The organism is Aeromonas sobria, from assembly GCF_006243315.1.
GTDB classification, from domain to species: Bacteria; Pseudomonadota; Gammaproteobacteria; order Enterobacterales; family Aeromonadaceae; genus Aeromonas; species Aeromonas sobria_A.
In genome coordinates this window covers 84,944-103,545 of the sequence record NZ_NKWE01000019.1, presented here as the reverse complement: position 1 = coordinate 103,545, position 18,602 = coordinate 84,944, and the positions used below count along the sequence as shown (strand labels likewise).

17 protein-coding genes are annotated in these 18,602 nt (G+C 59.0%); 3 read left to right on the top strand and 14 right to left on the bottom strand.

Translation table 11 applies throughout. The features are described 5' to 3' along the window. Window positions 1-171 precede the first annotated feature (171 nt). Window positions 172-555 carry a hypothetical protein gene (locus CF137_RS05350; protein WP_139426946.1) on the top strand — a complete coding sequence of 128 codons (384 nt, stop codon included), beginning with the start codon at window positions 172-174 and terminating at the stop codon, window positions 553-555. A gap of 119 nt (window positions 556-674) precedes the next feature. On the opposite strand, the gene CF137_RS05345 is transcribed toward CF137_RS05350, so the two are convergent. From CF137_RS05345 to CF137_RS05285, 13 genes are all read right to left on the bottom strand, one after another. Beyond that, window positions 675-2,021, bottom strand: a complete 1,347-nt coding sequence (locus CF137_RS05345) for an APC family permease (protein WP_101347604.1) — start codon at window positions 2,019-2,021, stop codon at window positions 675-677. Continuing rightward, window positions 2,021-2,395 carry a hypothetical protein gene (locus CF137_RS05340; RefSeq protein ID WP_139718277.1) on the bottom strand — a complete coding sequence of 125 codons (375 nt, stop codon included), beginning with the start codon at window positions 2,393-2,395 and terminating at the stop codon, window positions 2,021-2,023. The genes CF137_RS05345 and CF137_RS05340 overlap by 1 nt, the downstream gene beginning before the upstream one ends. 444 nt (window positions 2,396-2,839) lie before the next feature. Further along, a complete protein-coding gene (locus tag CF137_RS05335) occupies window positions 2,840-3,253 on the bottom strand; it encodes a hypothetical protein (RefSeq protein ID WP_101323972.1) in 414 nt (137 codons plus the stop codon). 184 nt (window positions 3,254-3,437) lie between these two features. After that, window positions 3,438-4,568, bottom strand: coding sequence for a ribosomal protein uL16 3-hydroxylase (locus tag CF137_RS05330; RefSeq protein ID WP_042020215.1), 1,131 nt, complete (start codon window positions 4,566-4,568; stop codon window positions 3,438-3,440). A gap of 165 nt (window positions 4,569-4,733) precedes the next feature. Further along, the gene (gene purB / locus CF137_RS05325; RefSeq protein ID WP_139718276.1) at window positions 4,734-6,104 is read right to left on the bottom strand and encodes an adenylosuccinate lyase; all 1,371 of its coding nucleotides are present in this window, start codon (window positions 6,102-6,104) and stop codon (window positions 4,734-4,736) included. Window positions 6,105-6,234: 130 nt separating this feature from the next. Beyond that, the gene (gene hflD, locus CF137_RS05320) at window positions 6,235-6,846 is read right to left on the bottom strand and encodes a high frequency lysogenization protein HflD (protein ID WP_042020217.1); all 612 of its coding nucleotides are present in this window, start codon (window positions 6,844-6,846) and stop codon (window positions 6,235-6,237) included. Between the two features lie 23 nt (window positions 6,847-6,869). Further along, window positions 6,870-7,976 (bottom strand): tRNA 2-thiouridine(34) synthase MnmA, encoded by a 1,107-nt coding sequence (mnmA, locus tag CF137_RS05315; RefSeq protein WP_139426957.1) that lies wholly within the window; start codon window positions 7,974-7,976, stop codon window positions 6,870-6,872. Window positions 7,977-8,133: 157 nt separating this feature from the next. Beyond that, window positions 8,134-8,625: an NUDIX hydrolase gene (locus CF137_RS05310; protein WP_162515855.1), complete on the bottom strand. Its 492-nt coding sequence runs from the start codon at window positions 8,623-8,625 to the stop codon at window positions 8,134-8,136. Continuing rightward, window positions 8,625-9,542, bottom strand: a complete 918-nt coding sequence (locus CF137_RS05305) for a pseudouridine synthase (RefSeq protein WP_139718275.1) — start codon at window positions 9,540-9,542, stop codon at window positions 8,625-8,627. Before CF137_RS05305 ends, CF137_RS05310 begins: the two co-directional genes overlap by 1 nt. Before the next feature lie 147 nt (window positions 9,543-9,689). Further along, a complete protein-coding gene (locus CF137_RS05300; protein WP_139718274.1) occupies window positions 9,690-10,457 on the bottom strand; it encodes a PTS sugar transporter subunit IIA in 768 nt (255 codons plus the stop codon). Beyond that, window positions 10,457-10,762 (bottom strand): PTS fructose transporter subunit IIB, encoded by a 306-nt coding sequence (locus CF137_RS05295; RefSeq protein ID WP_042020223.1) that lies wholly within the window; start codon window positions 10,760-10,762, stop codon window positions 10,457-10,459. The genes CF137_RS05300 and CF137_RS05295 overlap by 1 nt, the downstream gene beginning before the upstream one ends. A 218-nt stretch (window positions 10,763-10,980) precedes the next feature. Then, on the bottom strand, window positions 10,981-12,387 hold the full coding sequence (gene uhpT, locus CF137_RS05290; protein ID WP_139718273.1) for a hexose-6-phosphate:phosphate antiporter: 1,407 nt from the start codon (window positions 12,385-12,387) through the stop codon (window positions 10,981-10,983). A 594-nt stretch (window positions 12,388-12,981) separates the two neighbouring features. After that, complete coding sequence (locus CF137_RS05285) at window positions 12,982-14,889, bottom strand: PTS fructose transporter subunit IIABC (RefSeq protein WP_139718272.1); 1,908 nt, start codon at window positions 14,887-14,889, stop codon at window positions 12,982-12,984. A 490-nt stretch (window positions 14,890-15,379) separates the two neighbouring features. On the opposite strand from CF137_RS05285, the gene CF137_RS05280 reads away from it, so the two are divergent. Next, window positions 15,380-16,681: a methyl-accepting chemotaxis protein gene (locus tag CF137_RS05280; protein ID WP_139718271.1), complete on the top strand. Its 1,302-nt coding sequence runs from the start codon at window positions 15,380-15,382 to the stop codon at window positions 16,679-16,681. A gap of 181 nt (window positions 16,682-16,862) precedes the next feature. Then, the gene (locus CF137_RS05275) at window positions 16,863-17,405 is read left to right on the top strand and encodes a DUF3332 domain-containing protein (protein WP_042020227.1); all 543 of its coding nucleotides are present in this window, start codon (window positions 16,863-16,865) and stop codon (window positions 17,403-17,405) included. Between the two features lie 64 nt (window positions 17,406-17,469). Here the strand turns inward: CF137_RS05275 and CF137_RS05270 are convergent, their stop codons facing one another. Next, window positions 17,470-18,528, bottom strand: coding sequence for an FUSC family protein (locus tag CF137_RS05270; RefSeq protein WP_139718270.1), 1,059 nt, complete (start codon window positions 18,526-18,528; stop codon window positions 17,470-17,472). Between the last annotated feature and the right edge of the window lie 74 nt (window positions 18,529-18,602).

The following is an 18,602-nucleotide window of genomic DNA, read 5'->3' as shown; positions in this document are numbered from 1 at the left end:
GATGGTTTTATGACTGGGGAGGGGGGCTTTTTCGGTAACTTCTTCGACAAGGTGTGACGGATATGGACGATTATCCGGTCGCCCGGGGGCTATCGGCACAATAAGGCTTGTGATCCCGGCACGGGACGCTATGCTGCGGCGTTTCTTTTTAGTCGTGGAGTAATAAGCGTGATGCGAGCATTGGTTCTCTCTCTTTCCCTCGGGTTGTTGTCAGTCGGTGTGCAGGCCAAGTCAGTGCTGCAGCCGGATTGTAATCTGGACAAAGCGCTGAAGAACGAGGCGATGGGTGCCTCCGTCGGCGTCAAGGGGCGTTGTGATACCGAGATGCTGATGCGTCAGCAGAAAGAGAAGGCGAAGGATGAGCTGAAAAATGGCACCGCCGATCTGCGTGACAAGGCGAGCGACAGCGTGCAAGGTGCCCGTGATGACGTTAAATCGACCCAGCGCCAGGCCGACAAGGCCCAAGATCAGCTCAAGCAAGTGAACAAGGATGTTAAAGCGGTTGCCAATGATCCGCTCAAGGCGGCAGCAACTGCGGTGATCAACAAGAGTTGATCACGCTCTCCCCTGACGCGCTGTAGCGAGTAAGGGCAGTCACTCGGTGAGATAGCGCCGGTGAAATAACAGAAGGGGAGCCATGGCTCCCCTTCTGTGTATCCCTTATCCGCGCGGGATCAGGCGTCAGCCGCTTCCTCGTACTGACGGAACGGGATGCGGAACACCGCCAGACGCAGGAACAGATAGGTCACACCCAGACCGGCCCAGATCAGCCCCAGCTCCAGGGAGCTCTGCTCCAGGTTGATCCACAGGGCGCCGATGGTGGCAGCGCCGAGCAGCGGCAGCAGCAGGAAGACCACGTGATCCTTGAGGGTCTTGTTGCGCTTCTCGCGTACCCAGAACTGACCGATCACCGACAGGTTGACGAAGCTGAAAGCCACCAGCGCCCCGAAGTTGACCAGCGCCAGCGCGGTATCCAGATCAAACGACACGGCGGAGAGGGCCAGACCGCCCACCATCAACACGTTGATGGCCGGGGTGCGGTATTTCGGGTGGATGTAGCCAAACACCCGCTCCGGGATCATCCGGTCACGACCCATCACGTAGAGGATGCGCGAGACACCGGCGTGAGCCGCCATGCCGGAGGCCAGTACCGCGACCGTGGTGCAGACCAGTACCACCGACTGGAAGAAGGTACCGCCAACGTAGAGGGCGATCTCCGGCAGTACCGCATCCGGATGCTGGAAGCGGGCAAGGCTCGGGAAGTAGAGCTGCAGGCAGTAGGAGACCACCACGAAGATGATGCCGCCGATGAGGGCCGTCAGCACGATCGCCTTGGGGATCACCTTGCCGGCGTTCGGGGTCTCTTCGGAGAGGGAGCTCAGACCGTCAAAGCCGAGGAACGAGAAGCAGAGGATGGTCGCACCGGTGAAGAGGGGCACCATCTGGGCTGACTCGACGTGGAACGGACGGCTGCTCATCAGGGTGCCAGCGCCCTCACCATGATAGATGCCCCATGCCATCAGGCCGATGAAGAGGGTGATGATGGCGAGCTGGATCACTACGATCAGCCCGTTGAAGTTGGCCACCAGATTGATGCCGCGCAGGTTCAGCAAGGTCATCACGGTCACCAGACCGAAGATGAAGATCCAGGGCTCGACGCCCGGGAACATGGCGGTCAAATAGATCTTGGCCAGCAGAATGTTGATCATCGGCATGAACATGTAGTCGAGCAGGGATGACCAGCCGACCATGAAACCGACGTAGGGGTTGAATACTTTCTGGGCATAGGTGTAGGCAGAACCCGCAGAAGGGAACTTGCGTACCAGATGACCATAGCTGAGGGCGGTGAGCAGGATGCCACCCAGTGCCAGTAGATAGGCGGTGGCGACCCGGCCATCGGTGATGTCACCGACGATGGCGAAGGTGTCGAACACAGCCATGGGGGTCAGATAGGCCAGACCCATCACAATCACTTGTGTCAGGGTAAGGGTCTTGAGCAGCTTGGCGTTTTGCGATGCCATTACGCTTTCTCCTCAATCAGTGCCGCAGCACGTGCTTGCAACGAGCGCAGGGATACGATGAATTCGCACACCTGTACATCAAGGGCGCCGGGGTGGCGCATACCGGGCTGTACCGGCAGGAAAGCATTAAAACGCCCCATGGTTATCCTCTCAACGTCGGGAGATTGTTTGGCAATCTCGAATATCACTTCCGGAAATGTTCCGGCCTCTTGTGGTGGGTTTGTACTGCACTTCAAAAATACAAAAACCGATGTCGCAGTGAACATCGGTCCTTTATTGGCGGCGTATTTTGCATTCGTGATGCCCCCTTGACAAGCAATTAAAGGCGCTAAAACGCATTTATTTGCATAAAGGGGTGGCAGGTAAGTGATCACTATCCCGCTGTGGCTGCCGGTGCGCCTTGCGGCTCTTTTTGGGGTAAAAACAGGAGGGTCAGAGAGGGGATGAAAAACCGGCAAATCGTCGCTGCAGGGTGCATTACGCCTGAATATTGATCCGGATCATATTTGCCATGCCCCCCTGATGTGTGAGTCCCGTTATCGAGTGGTCGGGCAGGGTCAGCCAAGGGGGATAAAGGGCGCATAATAAGCCTGAATAGTTAGTCACATTAGTGACTGCGCATATGGCATGCTTCTGCCAAAACCAGCTAATAACGAGACGGCGCAACAGGCTGTTATTTGAAATAAATCACACTTTTGCGACAAACCCAAAGAGCCTGCCGGCTCTTCGGGAGTTGCGATGACCCCAGGGCTGGCCATGAGGAGCTGAGCTGAGCGGAGCATGGCCATTCAAGTCGGCGATGCTGGCCGTCTCTCCCGTCAGGCCATGATATCCAGCTGGGAGCCTTTGCGTTTTTCTTCACCAACCATACTACCCATCTGTTGACCGAGGGGGCTCTGCTGGAATTGCAGATAGCCGGTCAGGTTCTGCTGGCGCTGGTAGCGATTGGCGCTCTGATAGATATCGCCGGTGCTCGGGGCGGCGCTGTCGCCAGTCTCTTGTCCGCTCGCTTGCAAGTAACGATTGATCGCCGCTTTATCCTGCTGGTGGGCGGTATAGGAGACCGCCATGGTTCTGCGGGCGGTTGCCTGCTCCTCGCTCTGCGCCTTCACCTCATCTTTTTTGGCCAACGCTTCATTGCGGGCTTTATTGATCTGCTCGGGTGTCACATCGGGGTAGGAGGGGTATTTGCTGTAGTCGGGCAGTGGCATGGGCTGGGAGGTGATCTGCATGGTGGCTCTTCTCTTCTGAACAGGAACGGCCGCATGATACGTGGCCGGTTTCGTTCAACAAAGCACCACTTGCCGCTTCATCAAGAGTAGGTTCAGCTTCGCGAATAGATTGTTAATTGAACAGTTGCAGAGCAACAAAAAAGGCGCTAAAAGGCGCCTTTCATATGGTTCAACCACAGCCTGATCAGCTAAAGAACCAGTAACCGCGATTGACCAGACGGGTCAGCAGTTGCAGGAAGCCAGCTTGATCGGCGAGCTCCACCATATCTGCCTGGGTGATGATGTCTTTGTCACACAAGAGCGAAATGGCAGCCGCATCTTCGCTCGGCAGAGTCCAGGCTTCGCCGTCGATATAGCACTGCTGGCTCTCGCCGCTGAACCAGACGCTGCGCAGGCCCGGCACCTTGATGGCAGGCTCGCCCTGGGTCAGCAGGTCGGCCACTTCCTCGGCGCTGTAGTCCGGCTCGACCGGATTGACGTCCAGATCGTGCTTGGCCTCGGAGATCATGGCGCCGAACCACTCCTTGAACAGGGTCTCGTCATCGAGGGCCTGTTGCATCAGCTCGCGCAGACGGTGCAGTTCATGAGACTGGATCTCGCCGTGACGGGCACGGGGCTTGAGGTCCGGGTCGCTGTAACGTTCGGTGCGCACCTCGTTGTCGATCAGGTGATCGGCAAAGGAGGAGATCAGCGCCTTGGCGTCCGGCGCGCGGAAACCGACCGAGAAGTTCATGGAGGGCTCGATGGCGTAGCCTTCGTGGGGGAATCCTGGCGGAATATAGAGGATATCGCCCGGCTCCATGATGACGTCGATGATCGCTTCGAACGGCTCGCAGTGCAGCAGGGCGGCGTGGGCAGCAAACTCGTTGAGGGGCAGCGCATCGCCAACCCGCCAGTGACGCTTGCCCAGCCCTTGGGTGATAAACACATCGTAGTGATCGATGTGGGGGCCGACACCTGCGTGGGGGGTGGAGAAGCTCACCATCACATCGTCCAGTCGCCAGCCGGGGATGAACTGGAACGGCACCGCCAGCTCGTTCACCTCGGGGGCCCAATGGTTGCAAGCCTGTACCAGAATGGTCCAGTTCTCTTCGCCCAGATGGTCATAGGATTCGAAGGGGCCGTGGGCAGCATCCCACTTGCCATCAAAACGGGTAACCAGGCGGGACTCTACCACCTCTTCCATGGCCAGACCTGCCAGCTCGTCCGGGCTGATGGGATCCTGAAAGTCTTTGAAGCCGCCCTTGATAAGGAGCGGGCGCTTCTGCCAGTAGTGCTCAAGGAAGTGAGCGATGTCCAGATTGAGTTCGTACATAGATCTTCTCGTCAAAGGGTTCGGCAAAGGGTAAGAGAGGTCTTGCCAGAGGCGACAGCCGGCCTCGGGCAAGCCCTCTTGCACACTGTGTACAGGGTGCCACATAAAATAACCGGGGCCCTGTTGCAGATCATGCACAGGGCCCCGGTCGTGTTACTTATCCGCTTATTTCAGCAGATCAACCAGACGCTGGGCGTCACCGATGTAGTTGGCCGGGGTCAGCTTCTTCAGCTCCACCTTAACCGCTTCCGGCAGTTCGAGGGTGTCGATAAAGGTACGCATCCCTTCGGCATCAACGCGGCGACCACGGGTCAGCTCTTTGAGCTTCTCGTAGGGCTTCTCGATGCCGTAGCGGCGCATTACGGTCTGGATCGGCTCAGCCAGCACTTCCCAGTTGGCGTTCAGATCAGCGGCCATGGCGGCGTCGTTGGCTTCCAGCTTGGAGATACCCTTGAGGGTCGCCTGATAGGCGATCAGCGAGTAACCCACTGCCACACCCAGGTTGCGCAGCACTGTGCTGTCGGTCAGATCACGCTGCCAGCGGGAGATGGGCAGCTTGCTGGCCAGATGCTGGAACACCGCGTTGGCCAGACCCAGATTGCCTTCGGAGTTTTCGAAGTCGATGGGGTTGACCTTGTGCGGCATGGTGGAGGAGCCAATTTCGCCAGCTATGGTGCGCTGCTTGAAGTGGCCCAAGGAGATGTAACCCCACACATCGCGGTCAAAATCGATCAGGATGGTGTTGAAGCGGGCCATGGCGTCGAACAGCTCGGCAATGTAGTCGTGCGGTTCGATCTGGGTGGTGTAGGGGTTCCAGGAAAGGCCCAAGGAGGTCACGAACTCCTCGGAGAACTGGTGCCAGTCCACGTCCGGATAGGCGCTGATGTGGGCGTTGTAGTTGCCGACCGCCCCGTTGATCTTGCCGAGGATCTCCACCGCCATGATCTGCTTGTACTGGCGCTCCAGACGGTAGGCGACGTTGGCCATCTCCTTGCCCATGGTGCTCGGGGTCGCCGGCTGACCGTGGGTACGGGAGAGCAGCGGCATGTCACGATACTCATGAGCCAGACGCTTGAGCTCGCTGATCAGCTTTTCGCAATAAGGCTTGATGACCTCTTCGCGGGCGGTTTTCAGCATCAGACCGTGGGAGTTGTTGTTGATATCTTCCGAGGTGCAGGCGAAGTGGATGAACTCGCTGACAGCCGCCAGCTCAGGGGTCACTTCGACCTGCTCTTTGAGGAAGTACTCCACCGCTTTCACATCATGGTTGGTGGTGCGCTCGATCTGTTTGATACGGGCTGCGTCACTCTCGTTGAAGTTGCTGACGATGCCATCGAGCAGGGCATTGGCGGCCGCGCTCAGGGCAGGGACTTCCGGGATCCCGGCGTGGCTGGCCAGTTTTTGCAACCAGCGCACCTCGACTTCGACGCGAAAACGCAGCAGGCCGAATTCGGAGAAGATAGGGCGCAGGGCATCGGCCTTGTCGCCATAACGACCGTCAATCGGGGAAACAGCAGTCAGCGCGGACAGCTCCATGGGGTGAACTCCTGATGATTTGTGTGGGGGATCCGTATCCACTCGCGCGTTGGCCGGAGTCGTCATCAAGGCCGCTGTGTGGCTGTTCACCCTGATGTCGACCTCGATTGCCCGCGCGCGAGCCGATGAATTAGTAACGTTTGGCCAGCTCCACCATCTTCTTGCGCGCGAAGATGATCTGGGTGCGGCTGCCACCGAGCTGACGCCACAGCACGCAGGCACGAATGCCCGCCAGCAGCAGGGCGCGCACCTTGTGCTGCACCAGCGGCTGCTGCAGGAACAGCGGGGTACCCGCCACCTGAATGCGCGGCCCTATGGGGCTGATAAGATCGCTGTAGATGCTCGCCATGTTGGCCATGATCTGCTCATCCAGCAGATCGAAATGCTGTTGCTGGCGGCCGATCTGGCTGATCCGCTCACCCAGCAGATTGAGAATGTCCTTGCGCTTGGCCAGCTTGCGCTCCAGCGCAATCAGGCTCACCACATAACGGGTCAGCTCGGCGTTCTTCTGGCTGCCGTCGGCTCCCAGCTGTTCGACCAGCGCGCGATAACCGTCGCGGATCGCCAGATGGCTGCCAAACACTTCCAGCGGTTGCTTGGGATCGGTCACCAGTACGCTCGAGAGGCTCTCGCGCAGGGAGGCTTCGTCGCAGTTGCCGTCACGGGCCACCTTCTGCACCAGAAAGGCGGCCTGGCAGATGCCGGCAAAGGCCATTGTTCTGTCTTGGAATTTATCGCTCACGTCTGCTGCCTTGTGTTAAGGATTCAAACCGGATGGCTGAAACGTTGCTCAATGATGCCACCGCCCAGGCACTCTTCCCCGTCATAGAAGACGGCGGATTGGCCCGGGGTGACCGCAGCCTGTTTCTCGTCGAAGATGACCCGGATGGTCAGATCGTCGATGGGCTGGATCAGGCAGGGGATATCCTGCTGGCGGTAGCGGGTCTTGACGGTGCAGCGGCGCGGCTCGCGGATCGGAGTACGATCCACCCAGTGCAGCTGGCTGGCAATCAGGCCGTCGGAGTAGAGGCGGGGATGCTCGCCCTGAGCGACCACCAGCACATTGCGTTCGACCTCTTTGTCGACCACATACCAGGCCTCTTCGGTGGCATCTTTGCGACCACCGATGCCGAGCCCCTTGCGTTGGCCCAGGGTGTGGTACATCAAGCCCTGATGCTCGCCGATCACCTTGCCGTCCACGGTTTCGATGGGGCCGGGCTGGGCGGGCAGGAACTTGGCCAGGAAGTCCTTGAACTTGCGCTCACCGATAAAGCAGATGCCGGTGGAGTCTTTCTTCTTGGCGGTGATGAGATCGAGCTGCTCGGCGATGCGGCGCACCTCCGGTTTTTCCAGATCGCCCACCGGGAACAGGCTCTGACCCACTTGGCTTTCGCTCAAGGTGTAGAGGAAGTAGCTCTGATCCTTGTTGGTGTCGAGACCACGCAGCAGGCGCGGGTGGCCGGTGCTGTCGTCACGGCGCACATAGTGGCCGGTGGCGATGTAGGTGGCACCCAGCTCTTCGGCGGCAAATTCGAGGAACGCCTTGAACTTGATCTCCTTGTTGCACAGGATATCCGGGTTCGGCGTACGGCCAGCCTTGTACTCTTCGAGGAAGTGCTCGAACACGTTGTCCCAGTACTCGGCCGCGAAGTTGATGGTGTGGAGTTTCATCCCCAGCTTGTCGCAGACGGCCTTGGCATCAGCCAAATCCTGGGCGGCAGAGCAGTACTCGTCCGTGTCGTCTTCTTCCCAGTTCTTCATGAACAAGCCTTCGACCTGATAACCCTGCTGCTGGAGCAAGTAGGCCGAGACGGAAGAATCCACGCCGCCGGACATGCCGACGATCACCTTGATTTGGCTGTTGTCTGTCATTAGTCGAAGTTACCAGTTCGTTTAAACGGGGCGTATTCTACCAGAGTTTTGCGCCCCCGGTCACATCTCCATGCGGTAGTTCCCATCAGGAGCCTGACAGCAGGAAATCGTTTTTCTGTTATTGGCCAGCGCGGCCGTAAAAGAGTGTCAAATGGCCTCAAATAAAGGCCTTGAGCGCCGACAGCGGCAGCCGTGTACCCGCCAGATAGTCCTGAATGCACTGCCATACCAGGGGGCTGCGCAGGGCCGGTTTGCACTCGGCGATCTCCTCCAGAGTGAGCCAGTGGCACGCCAGCACATCGCCGTCAGGATCCTCTGGATGGTGCTGACCGGGCGCTTTTTCAAGGTCGAAGATCAATGCGGTCCGGACAAAGGTGGCCTCGCTGTCAGCCGGTTTGAACAGATAGGTGCCAAGCCAGGCGGTCGGCGTGGCGGTGAGCCCCGTCTCCTCTTTCAGTTCGCGGCAGGCCGCTTCAAGCAGGTTTTCCCCCGGCTCCACATGGCCGGCGGGCTGGTTGAAGCGGCGCTGACCCTTTATCTCTTCTTCCACCACCAGAAAGCGGCCCTGCCACTGCACCACGGCGGCGACCGTCAGGTGCGCCTCCATACGGGCATGGCTGGTGGTCGATTGCTCTGCCTGATTGCTCATCATGACTCCTTGTCGTTGCTATTGGGATTGCTCGCGCGGGCCGGTCTGCGTGCCGTACTGCGCCCGCTGCTGCGGGGTTTGCTGCCAGTCGGGCTCTCGGTCGAGCTTGCAGTTGAGCTTACCGTCGAATGAGTGCTGCGGGGACGCTCGTCCCGTTTCGGCTGGTTTGCCCGCCGGGGTGCCTCTCCTGCCGGTTTGGCATTTGTGCCAGAACGCGGTGAGGACGGACGCTGGCGGCTGGCCGACGCTGGCGCCAGCTCGGGGGCGGGCAGGCTGTGGCTCTCACCGGGTGCTAGACCATCGAGGGTCCAGTCGCCGATGGCGTAGCGAATCAGGCGCAAGGTGGGGTGGCCGATATGGGCGGTCATCCGCCGCACCTGCCGGTTGCGCCCCTCGATAATTTTGATCTCCAGCCAGCGGGTGGGGATCTCCTTGCGCTCGCGAATGGGCGGATTGCGCGGCCACACGGCAGGTTCATCCATAATGCGCGCCCCGGCGGGCAGGGTCATACCGTCATTGAGCTCCACTCCGGCGCGCAGGGCGGCCAGTTTCTCTTCGCTCGGGATGCCTTCCACCTGTACCCAGTAGGTCTTGGGGGTCTTCTCCCCCGGCTGGGTGAGGCGCGCCTGCAGCTTGCCGTCGTTGGTGAGCAGCAGCAATCCCTCGCTGTCGCGATCGAGCCGACCGGCGGCATAGATGCCGGGCTCTTTGATGTAATCCTTGAGGGTCTCCCGGCCCGCCTCGTCGGTAAACTGGCACAGCACCATGTAGGGCTTGTTCAACAGCAGCAGCTTGCGATCAGCTGCTGCCAGCTCAGGTTTGCGGGGGGCTGCTGGGCGCGCCATTGTGGTGGTGCGCGCGGCGCCATCACGGGGCGGACGGCCAGGGAGAGAGAGACGGGAACGGGGAGATTTCATCGGATACACACTTCAGACTGTCGATGGCAGCGAGTGTACCACAGGGGGCTGACGGCGGGATGAATGGCAGAGGCCGCAGTGAGAGCAAGATCGCAGACCGACTCTTCAGTTGGCAACAGCTCAGTTGGCAAGAGAGGGCAAACCGGCTTAGCTCAGCAGGCTTTCAATCACGATAGCCTGACGGGCGGGAGCCGAGCCTGCCTGCAACAGGGCGTGGCTGACCACATCGTCGATCATCGCCTGCGCCAGTCGGGTGAGGGGGCGCAGGGTCTCCCGTCCGCTGCCGACCGGTACTGCCAGCAAAATGATGGTCTGCACCGGCCCAATCCGGGAGCCCCACTCGATGGGTTCTGCGCAGTTGAGCAGACTCAGCGCCGGTTGGCTTATCCCTTCGCTCAATACATGGGGCATGGCAAGGCCGGGGCGGATAATGGTGGCAGAGACCTGCTCGCGCCGCTCCACCGCTGCGGTCAGTTTGGTGCGGTCGGTGACCAGCTCGGCGGGCAGCAGATCGATCAGGTGCTCGAGGGCCTCGGCCTTGGTCAGCGGATGGGGGCTGTGGGCCAGCTGGCGCAGGGAAAAATGGTAGTCGGGCAGGGCGCTCGCCAGCCGCAATTCGGCCAGCGCGGCGGTCAGCGGGCGCACCAGCGGTTGGCCCAGTTCGCCGCACCAGCAGGTAAATGCCATGTGGGCCAGCTCGGCATCGCACCCTTCGATCTGCAACTGGCAGAGGTCGCCGGGTTGGGTGGCGAGGGTCAGCAGAGAGAGCTGGTTGCTGGCGATGACAGTCTGGCGCCGGGTGAGGTTGGCGCAACAGATGGAGGATTTGAACATCCCCGCCAGCCGGTTCAACTGTTTGGCCTGGGTGATGCTCATTCCCTGCTGGCAGTAGAAGGTGATCTCGCGGGTCAGCATCAGGCCGGGATCGGCAATCCCTTGAGTACGCCCATGGCGTCCAGCAGCACTGTCTCGAGGGTCACTTGATGGATGGCGCAGCCGAGAAAGCGATCTTTCTGCTCGATCTCGATATCGGAGGCAATCAGCACCAGATCGGCGCTGGCAATATCCCGGGCGGTCAGCATGTTCTCCATGCCCATGGCGCCTTGAGTTTCGACCTTGATCTTGAGCCCCAGGGTGGTGGCAGCTTTTTGCAGGGCATCGGCAGCCATATAGGTATGGGCAATACCGGTCGGGCAAGCGGTGATGGCAACGATCTTCATCAGATATCTGTGATGCAGGCAAGTGGGAGCAACAAGATAGCGCTGGCGGGCTGGCTTTACCAAATGTCCATACAAAAAGTGAGATCTTGATAGGGATATGCCTGCCCCTTGAGCGGCAGGGCAGGCTGATATAGGGCCAGTCGGGTGTCTGGCCTTGCCAAACAACAAGGGCCACCGGTGTGGGTGGCCCTGAGCAATTAGCGACAATCTAAAGGGGATCAGGCGGTCTGGGCGGCCAGCGCTGCGGCTTTCAGCTCGCGCTTGATGCGGCGGATCTTGCGCTCTTCGGCCACAGCCACACAGGCCATCAGCACCAGACAGGCGGCAGCAGCCATGTCGAGGGCGGCGAAGGTGCCTGCCCAACCGGTCAGACCGAAGATGGGGGTGCCATCGGCAATCATGCCCAGACCCAGTTTGGCGAAGCTGTCACCGATCAGATAAGCAAAGGTGCCCTTGACCCCATCGGCTACGCTGATGCCCAGTTTGGGGACGAAGCCCACGGCGGCGACGCCGATCAGCAGTTGTGGGCCAAACACCAGGAAGCCCAGCAAGAACAGCGAACCCAGGAACATGAACGGGGTAGTGGCATGCTGATAGAGACCCAGAGTGGCGATGATCAGTGCCAAGGCGACGCAAGCGACCAGACCACGACGGCCATTGGCCAGATCGGAGAGATAACCCCACATCAGGGTGCCGACCAGTGCGCCCACTTCAAAGAAGGTAAAGCCCTGAATCGCCACCTCTTTGGAGAAGCCCAGCTCCTGGTGAGCGTAGACGGTGGACCACTGGTCGATACCGATGCGCACCACGTAGAGGAAGATGTTGGCAAAGCAGAGCAGCCAGATCACCTTGTTCAGCAGCACGTACTTGACGAAGATCTGACCCTTGGTCAGCTGCTGCTCTTCGGTGGCTATATCTTCTTCACTCGCCACTTCGTCAAACAGCTCTTCCACCTTGCCCAGACCATAGGCTTCCGGTGAATCGCTACCAAAACGCAGGCCGATAAAGCCGACGATCAGCGCGATGATGGACGGGAAGATAAACATGCCGAGCACATTGCCATCAAACAGGTAGTTGGCACCGAACAGCGCCACACCGGCCGCACCGGCACCGCCGACGTTGTGGGAGAGGTTCCACATGCCGAGGTAAGTGCCGCGCTTGTTGCGAGGGGTCCACTTGGTGATAGTGGAGTAGCTGCAAGAGCCACCACAGCTCTGGAAGAAACCACTGGCTGCGTAGAAGAAGATCATCAGGTAGAGGCTAAAACCGGTGCCACCCATGCTGGCACTGAAGCCCAGCATGCACAGCGCCGAGAGGATCAGCATCAGCGGCAGGAACTGCTTGGTGTTCTTGCCATCGGCGTAGTAGGAGACGACTGTCTTGCCCACCCCGTAGGTGATGGAGAAACCAAGGCCGATCATGCCAAGCTCGGTCATCGACAGACCGTACTCCTGGATCATGTCATTTTGCGCAATGTTGAAGTTCTTGCGGATCAGATACATGGTCAAATAGCCAATAAATACAACCAGATAAGATTGCATAAAAGGCTTGAACCAGAGCTTGCGCCGGGCTTCGACCGGCAGGTCGAGGGTCGGAACCCGGACCTGTTGGAGCAATTTCAACATCTTCGTTCATCCTCTGCGAGATAGACGGTATTTCCGTCGCGCCCCTCATTTGTAGATAAATTGTTCGAGGTCACGCCACGGAAGGGGGAACGGAAAGTCAGGGGCTGCCAGCGGTTGCTGCGCTCGACTCTCCATCCATATAAACCCGGGCCCGGCACAGGATGACGGGGCTGGTTGCCCATCGTGGTGCGGGTCACGACATCAGGTGAGGTGACTCTAATCAGAGGGGCAGAAAATGGCTTGAGAGCCATCCCTAGTGGCACTAGGAAATTTTCCTAGTTTTTGCGCTTTCGCGGAAAAAGCGTGAGAAACATCACACAGTGAACGCCAAATTGCTGCCATCTCAGCCAGTTTGCCGCGCCGTGCGCGCCCTTGGTTGCAAGACGTGAGGGAGAGCAGCAAGGAGAGGAGGGCGAAGCGAGAAGTGAGAAGAGAGAAGTGATAAGAGGCGCGAGGTAGGCGGGGCTTATCGACCCCTGTTTCGTGGGGGGGGGGAGCCGGGGAAACGGCCCGCCCGCCGCCGCAAAAAACAAGAGGCCACCCCGTGGGGTGGCCTCCTTTTATGCGTTACGAGCCGCGATGGCGAGGAGGGGCTCAGGCCGCCTTGGCCAGGGTCACCTCGTCACTCTTTTTGACCCGCAGTTTTTTCAGGGCTACCGCTACCATGCCGGTGACGATGGCACCGCAGACCATGCAGAGCAGCGCCAGCAGCGGCTTGTTGACCGCACCCAGCAGGGCCACGATGGGGCCGCCGTGGGCGACGCTGTTGGTGATGCCGAACAGGAAGGCCATCACAGCGGCGGTCATGCTGCCCAGAATGTTGGCCGGGATAACGGCCAGCGGATCACGGGCAGCGAACGGAATCGCCCCTTCGGAGATACCCACCAGACCCATGGCACCGGCGGCTTTGCCTGCTTCGATTTCAGAGGCATCGAAGATACCCAGCTTGCGACCGAGCACGGTAGCCAGCGACATGCCGAGGGGCGCGGCCGGGATGGCGCAAGCCATGGCTCCCATAAACTGGGTCTGACCGGAGGCAATCATGCCGACGGAGAACAGGAAGGCCACCTTGTTGACCGGGCCACCCATGTCAAAGCCGGCCATACCCCCCAGCACGATGCCCAGCAGTACCAGACTGCCACCGCTCATGGAGAGCAGCATGGCGTTGAGGCCGGTCATCATGTCGGCAATCGGGGCGCCGATGATGAAGATAAAGACCGCAGCGATAAAGAGCGACCCGACGATGGGGGCGATCAGGATCGGCACCAGCGGCTGCACCATCTTGTGGTAGTGACGGGTGGCAATCCAGCGCACCAGATAGCCGACCAGCAGACCTGCGATGATGGCACCGATAAAGCCAGTACCGGCGTCAGCGCCGTAGAAGCTGCCGTTGTTGGCGATCCAGCCGCCGATAAAGCCCGGTGCCAGCGCCGGACGATCTCCGATGGCGTAGGCGATATAGCCCGCCAGAATGGGGATCATCAGGGTGAAGGCGGCCACACCCACGTTGAGGATCTGGTTCCACATGCTCCCTTCCGGGATCTGCATGCCGCTCGGGGTCGGGTTGCCGCCGATGGCCAGTGCCAGCGCAATCAACAGACCGCCAGTCACCACGAACGGGATCATGTGGGAGACGCCGTTCATCAGGTAGCGATAGAGATCGGAACTGCCGCCAGAGCTCTTCTCTTCACCCTTTTTATCTTCTTTGCCAGCCACATAGGCCGGGGCTTTCAGCGCCTGCTCAATCAGACCCTTGCCATCCTTGATGGGGGCTTTGACGCCGGTCTTGATCAGCGGCTTGCCAGCGAAGCGGGCCATGTCCACCTGCTTGTCACAGGCCACCACGATGGCGCTGGCGCGGGCAATCTCGTCCGCGGTCGGGCTGTTCTTGACGCCGATGGAGCCGTTGGTCTCCACCTTCACCTCATAACCCAGCTCGCGAGCGGCGCGTTCCAGCGACTCGGCCGCCAGATAGGTGTGGGCGATACCGGCCGGGCAACCGGTGACACCGATGATGAAGCCCTTACTGGTGGTCGGGGCAGCGCTCTGCTCCTCTTTCTTGGCCAGCAGCAGCGCCAGCGCATCGGCCGGGGTTTTGGCCGCCAGCAGCTTGGCGATAAAGCCCTCTTCGATCAGCTTGCCGGAGAGCTCGGCCAGCACCTCGATATGGTGATTGGCGCCACCATCAGGGGAGGCAATCATGAAAAAGAGGTGGGACGGCTTGCCATCTTCGGCGCCGTACTCGATGCCGTTGCGGCTGATGCCGATGGCGACCGCCGGGTTGCTCACCGCCGCGCTCTTGGCGTGGGGCAGGGCCACCCCCTCTTCAAAGCCGGTGTTACCCAGCTCTTCGCGGGCCCACAGATCCTTGATAAAGGCCTGCTCGTCGCTGACCCTGCCTTGCGATGCCAGCAGGCGGGCCATCTCGGTGAAGACCTCTTCCTTTCGCGTCGCTTTCAAATCGAGGTTGATCAGATGTTCATTGATCAAGGTGGTGATCATGGCGCTCTCCCCGCTTCCGGTGACGGAAGCTATGCGTGAGTACGTATCGACGTACTGGATAAAAATGACCTGACTATTATCGCGGTTCGTCCGCCCTTGCCCTATCGGACAAATGTGCTAATCACTGGATTTTTGTGCGCAGCAAAACACGACGTGATGCAGATCCCGTTTTCAGGCAGGACTCGCTATTTTCAGTCGGTATTTATTTTTCTTTTTAAAAACAAATGATTGAGGCTTTTCGTGGCATGGGTGGAGGTTTGTTATGGGTAATATCAATAAATTAATCCCTATCTGGTGATGGATTTTTATGTGGTGAACCAGAATAAAGTAGTGTGATCTTTATCACGCTAACCCCTGTTTTTCTCGACGTGATTAGGATTTTTATGCGCCTGCTGGCCGGGGGGAAGTGGTAAGCGTTATCTATCAGATTTTTCGTCTAAAATCGGTACAGACGTAACCTAATTGCAGGTATCTACCGGAGGCTGGGCTGATGTTTAACTTTAAAATCAAAGCAGAATTACTCGCATGTCAAACGCAGTTGGCCCAGGCCCACGCCTTTATTGATGCCGTCAAAAAGGGGGTGGCAACCATCAGTTTTACCCCGCAAGGGGTTATCCTCGAGGCTAATCCGCTGTTTTTAAGTGTGGTGGGTTATAGCGAGCAGGAGGTGGTTGGCAAACACCATCGGATGTTTTGCGACGCCCACTATGGGCAGTCGACCTCTTACTCGCAGTTTTGGCAGCAACTGGACCATGGCGAGACCCACAGCGGCATTTATCAGCGTTTTGATAAGCAGGGGCGAGAGTTGTGGTTAGAGGCGACCTACTTCCCGGTCAAGGTTGATGGCAAGGTGATCAAAGTGGTCAAGATTGCCGCCGATATCACCGAGAGTTACATCCAGCTCAGCCGTCAGAAAGCCATCGCCTCAGCCCTCGACCGTTCGCTGGCCATTATCGAATTCACCCCCAAAGGTGACATCATCACTGCCAATCAGAATTTCCTCTCCTGCGTTGGTTACTCGTTATCACAACTCAAAGGACAGCATCACAAGCTGTTTTGTGACGACAGCTTTTATCGGGAACAGCCCCATTTTTGGGAGGATTTGGCCCATGGCCAGCTCAAGTCCGGTCTTTTTTTACGCCGGGACAGTCATGGTAACGAGCTCTGGCTGGAGGCAACCTATAACCCCATCAAGGATGAGTCGGGCAAGGTGATCAAAGTGGTCAAGTTTGCCAGTGACGTGACGGAACGGATCAAACGGGCCCAGGCGGTCAGTGAAGCGGCCCGTATCGCTCACACTATTTCTAAAGATACCACCCAGGCAGCATCGACCGGTGCTGATCTGCTCAATGCCTCGGTCGCTCTCTCGAGTGCGATTTCGGAGCAGGTAAGCAAAACCTCAGATTTGATTGGTCAGTTAAATGAGCAGTCAAAAAGCATAGAGGCGATCGTTTCCACCATTAGCAGCATTGCAGAGCAGACCAACCTGTTGGCATTGAATGCGGCCATTGAAGCCGCGCGGGCCGGAGATCAGGGCCGTGGTTTTGCGGTGGTGGCCGACGAAGTACGGCAACTGGCGGCTCGCACCTCGCTCTCTACCGGCGAGATTGCCGCAGTGGTGCAGAAAAACCGCGAGTTGACCGCCCATATCACCAGCAATATCGATGAAGTTGCCAGTAGAGCATTACGTGGCAAGGAGCAGATTAGCGAGGTGAGCAGTGTGATGGCCCAGATTGAGCAGGGGGCCATCAGTGTCACCGAAACCGTCTCCAACTTGGCCATAGATTCTTGAATGGGATTGGCTGTCGAGTAAAGGCACCGTTTGGATTATTACGCCATCGGTGCTTATTTATTGTGCACTTGATATGTGAATCTGAACCCCTCCTGTATCGTCCCTCCATTGTGAATTGTTCTGGTTTGACCTCTTGATTAGGCTTGCCGCCTCATTAATTTTGGAGCAGGAACAGAACAAGATGGCATTACAACAGAAAGGGCGGGCAATGGCCCTGCTGGTTATGGTCGCGAGCATGGGTCTGGGCGGCTGTATGGGGCAGATGGGGCTTTCTGGCATGGTCACCAAGGGCAACCTGAGCGTGGTGGATAACCGCTACGGCCGTGCCGGGGTCTTCGTGTTGCTCGCCCCTGTCTATGGTCTGGCGGCCACTGGCGATCTGTTCGTATTCAATACCATCGAATTCTGGACTGGCAAAAACGTCATCACTGGCAAGTCGCCAGCGCTGGTCGACATGCGTGCCAACTCGGTGATCAAGGTGAACCAGCATCTGGACCCGGCCCTTAAAAAGGTGCCGTTGGCCATGCTGCCGCAGGGTGTGCGCGAAGTAGAAATCAGCTACCCCAACGCACAGAGCGCCGAAATGAAGCTGCATTATCTGGATGGCAGCATCGGCATGATGCGCGGTGAGAAGCGTGGTGAGATGCTGGATATCTATTTCGATGGTCAGCTGGTCTCTACCATGACCCAGGATCAACTTGAGCAGATCCGCACCGCCGCGTAAACGGCTGCGATCCTCAGGTTGGTACTCAAAACGCCCCGCAACTGCGGGGCGTTTTGCATTGTTTTTAGTCCGGCTGCTTGCGATGGGGCGGGGTGAGGATCAGCCCCAGCAGGCGGCGCAGGTGGGTGAGCTGCTCGGTCAGCTGGACGTTGAGCCAGAGGTAGCCATTGATGGCCGCCTCGGTGTTGGGCGGCAGGGTAACCTGAGTCGCGACCTCTTGCAGGCGGGCGATGGCGGCATCCGCCTCGCGCCCGTCGCCGGTTTGCATCATCAGGGCGAGCTGGTTGATCACCTCCTCGGTGGCCTGATGGCAAGTGTGCAGCTCGCGGGTGCTCTGCATCAGGAAGTGACTCTGGCGATCGTTCCAGTAGGTGTTGGCCAGCATCTCCAGGGTACAGAGGGTGTTGCGCATGGTGACCTGCACCGCATCAAACAGCGAGATACTGTGGCGACTCTCCTTGGCCGCGGGGGCCAGCAGGGCCCGTAGTTTGCCGGTCTGGGCCAGCAGCTGGGAGAGATTGTGTTTGAGCCGTGGCCGCTCCAGCACGTTGGGGGAGAGGTGGGTGTGATAGAGCCGCCCCGACTGTTGCAGGATCTGGTGCAGTTGCAGCCGCCAGTGGCTGTAGGCCCGCTGGGGATAGATGCTGCAAAAGAGCAGCGCCAGCAGGGAGCCGAGGATCACATCAGCACTGCGCCACAGCGCCATCTTGATATCCCCCGGCATGGCTCCCATGGTGATGCCAAGGGTGATACCGATCAGCAGCCCCACATAGGGCCGCTTGCCGAGTGCCAGATAGCCGCAGAGGAACATGATGCAACCGCACCAGATCAGGGTGAGCGGCATGGAGTAGATCTCGAGATAAAGCGCTACCACCCCGCAACCGGCGCCGAAGATGGTGCCCACCACCCGCTGCAGGGCGCGGGAGAGCACATTGCCCCAAAACGAGATGGGCCCCATCACCACCACCAGGGTGATCAGCGGCCAGGTGCTCTCCGGCAGTTGCAGCTCCCGGGTCAGCAAAAAGGTGAGCATAAAGGCGAGCGCAATGCGCAGGCCATGGACGATCCGGTAGTGGCCATAGACCAGCAGATCGAGTCGGGAGAGAGGGGCATCAAGACGCACAGTTTGCCTCGTATCAGGTTGCCGATCAGGTGTGTGACGGGGCGCCGTGCATCCGGCCGACGCCCCGTCGGGAT